3 protein-coding genes are annotated in these 2,095 nt (G+C 66.1%); 2 read left to right on the top strand and 1 reads right to left on the bottom strand.

The window, feature by feature from the left end; translation table 11 throughout:
* Positions 1-701, top strand: a 701-nt coding sequence (locus tag KGM94_RS25100) for a transposase (RefSeq protein WP_366526275.1), incomplete at its 5' end; no start/stop codon positions are given.
* Complete coding sequence (locus KGM94_RS25330) at positions 619-939, top strand: helix-turn-helix transcriptional regulator (protein ID WP_366526274.1); 321 nt, start codon at positions 619-621, stop codon at positions 937-939. The genes KGM94_RS25100 and KGM94_RS25330, both read left to right, overlap by 83 nt.
* A gap of 103 nt (positions 940-1,042) precedes the next feature.
* Here KGM94_RS25330 and thrS read toward each other — a convergent pair.
* The coding region (gene thrS / locus KGM94_RS25095; protein ID WP_300265408.1) for a threonine--tRNA ligase at positions 1,043-2,095 on the bottom strand (1,053 nt) is incomplete at its 5' end.

Below are 2,095 nucleotides of genomic sequence, written 5' to 3'. Positions count from 1 at the left end.
GCCGCCTGCAGCTCATCGTGCGACCCATGTCCCGGCTCGCCCGTGTGGTCATTCCCGGATTGCCGCATCATGTCACGCAGCGCGGCAACGGCCGCGCGCGGACCTTCTTCGGCGATGACGACTATGCCCTCTATCGCGATCTGCTGGCGGCGTCCTGCCGCGCCGCGGAGGTGGCGATCTGGGCATGGTGCCTGATGCCGAACCATGTCCACCTCATCCTCGTGCCGTCCGACGCGGACGGCCTGCGCCGGGCGCTGGCGCCGGTGCACCGCCGCTATGCCGGCGTCGTTCATGCCCGCCGCAGGCGGACCGGCCATTTCTGGCAGGGGCGGTTCGGCTGCGTGGCGATGGACGAGGATCATCTCGCGGCGGCGCTGCGCTACGTCTCGCTCAACCCCGTGCGGGCGCGGCTCGTCGGCCGGGCGCGGGACTGGCGCTGGTCCAGCGTGCGCGCGCAGACGAGCGGGCGCGAGGACGGCGTCACGGCGATCGCGCCGGTGCGCGAGCGTTACCCGGATTTCGCGGGCTTCCTGTCCGAAGAGGGCGATGGCGACATGATCGAACGGCTGCGCCGGGCCGAGACGATCGGCCGGCCGCTCGGCGACCGCAAATTCCTCGATGCCATCGAACGCAGGACGCGGCGCGTTCTCAGGCCCGCCAAGCGCGGTCCGAAGCCGAAGATCGGGATCGAGGAGAATTAAGTGCACTGTCACCGTAATTCAAATTCGCGTCCCCGAGACTACATTGAGAACAGTCTTCGACTTGACGGAGGCCGAGGCGCGACTCGCCGCCCGCCTTGGAAGCGGCCAAGCTCTCGACGAGATTGCGCATGAGTTGAGACTCAGCAAGGAGACCGTGCGCGCTCAGCTGAAATCGGTTTTTGCCAAGACGAATACTCATCGCCAAAGCGAGCTTGCAGCACTCCTGTCAAGACTGTGAGGTCGATTGGACCGGCTTGGGTCGTTGAGCGACATCCCAATTGCAGTCACGCAATTACAGTGACGGTGCGCGCTTAATCGACTTTTCGCCTCCTGGATCGCCGTCAGACGGCGTCCCCCCGCATCCGCTTGACGTCGGGCGCCGTCGCCTCGTCGAGCAGCGCGGCGAGCGCGTCGGCGGTCGGCATCACCTTCTGGCCGTCGCTGCCGAGGCGGCGGACCGAGACCGCATGCGTCTCGGCCTCCTTCTTGCCGACCACGAGCAGCGCCGGAATTTTCGCCAGCGAGTGCTCGCGGACCTTGTAGTTGATCTTCTCGTTGCGCAGGTCGATCTCGACGCGCAGGCCGGCCTTGCGCGCCTGGGCCGCGACCGCCTTGGCGTACTCGTCGGCTTCGGAGGTGATCGTGGTGACCACGACCTGCACCGGGGCGAGCCAGAGCGGAAAATTGCCGGCATAATGCTCGATCAGAATGCCGATGTAGCGCTCCATCGAGCCGCAGATCGCGCGATGCACCATCACCGGCGGCTTCTTGCCGCCGTCATGGTCGATGTAGAAGGCGCCGAACCGCTCCGGCAGGTTGAAGTCGACCTGCGTCGTGCCGCACTGCCAGTCGCGTCCGATGGCGTCGCGCAGCACGTATTCGAACTTCGGCCCGTAGAAGGCGCCTTCGCCGGGATTGATCTCGGTCTTGATGTGATTGTTCTGCGACTGGATCTCGCGCAGCACGGTGGCCATCACGCGCTCGGCGTGATCCCACATCGCATCCGTGCCGACGCGCTTCTCCGGCCGGGTCGAGAGTTTCACCGTGAGATCGCCGGTGAAGCCGAAATCGGCATAGGTCGACAGGATCAACTCGTTGATCTTCAGGCACTCGTCGGCGAGCTGCTCCTCGGTGCAGAAGATGTGGGCGTCGTCCTGGGTGAAGCCGCGCACGCGCATCAGGCCGTGCATGGCACCCGACGGCTCGTAGCGGTGCACGATGCCGAACTCGGCGAGCCGCAGCGGCAGGTCGCGATAGCTCTTCAAGCCGTGCTTGAAGATCTGCACGTGGCCCGGGCAGTTCATCGGCTTCAGCGCGAACCAGCGCTTGTCCTCGGCCTCGTCGCCCGCCGACTGCGCCGCGAACATGTTCTCGCGGTACCAGTCCCAGTGGCC

The organism is Bradyrhizobium sp. (assembly GCF_028868675.1).
Lineage (GTDB): Bacteria > Pseudomonadota > Alphaproteobacteria > Rhizobiales > Xanthobacteraceae > Bradyrhizobium.
Note: the sequence above shows the minus strand (reverse complement) of the source record. Positions and strands in the feature narration are given on the sequence as shown.

What these genes read in the sequence shown, in the direction of transcription:
- KGM94_RS25330 (WP_366526274.1), top strand. Translation starts at nt 619, where the DNA reads ATGCCATCGAACGCAGGACGCGGCGCGTTCTCAGGCCCGCCAAGCGCG.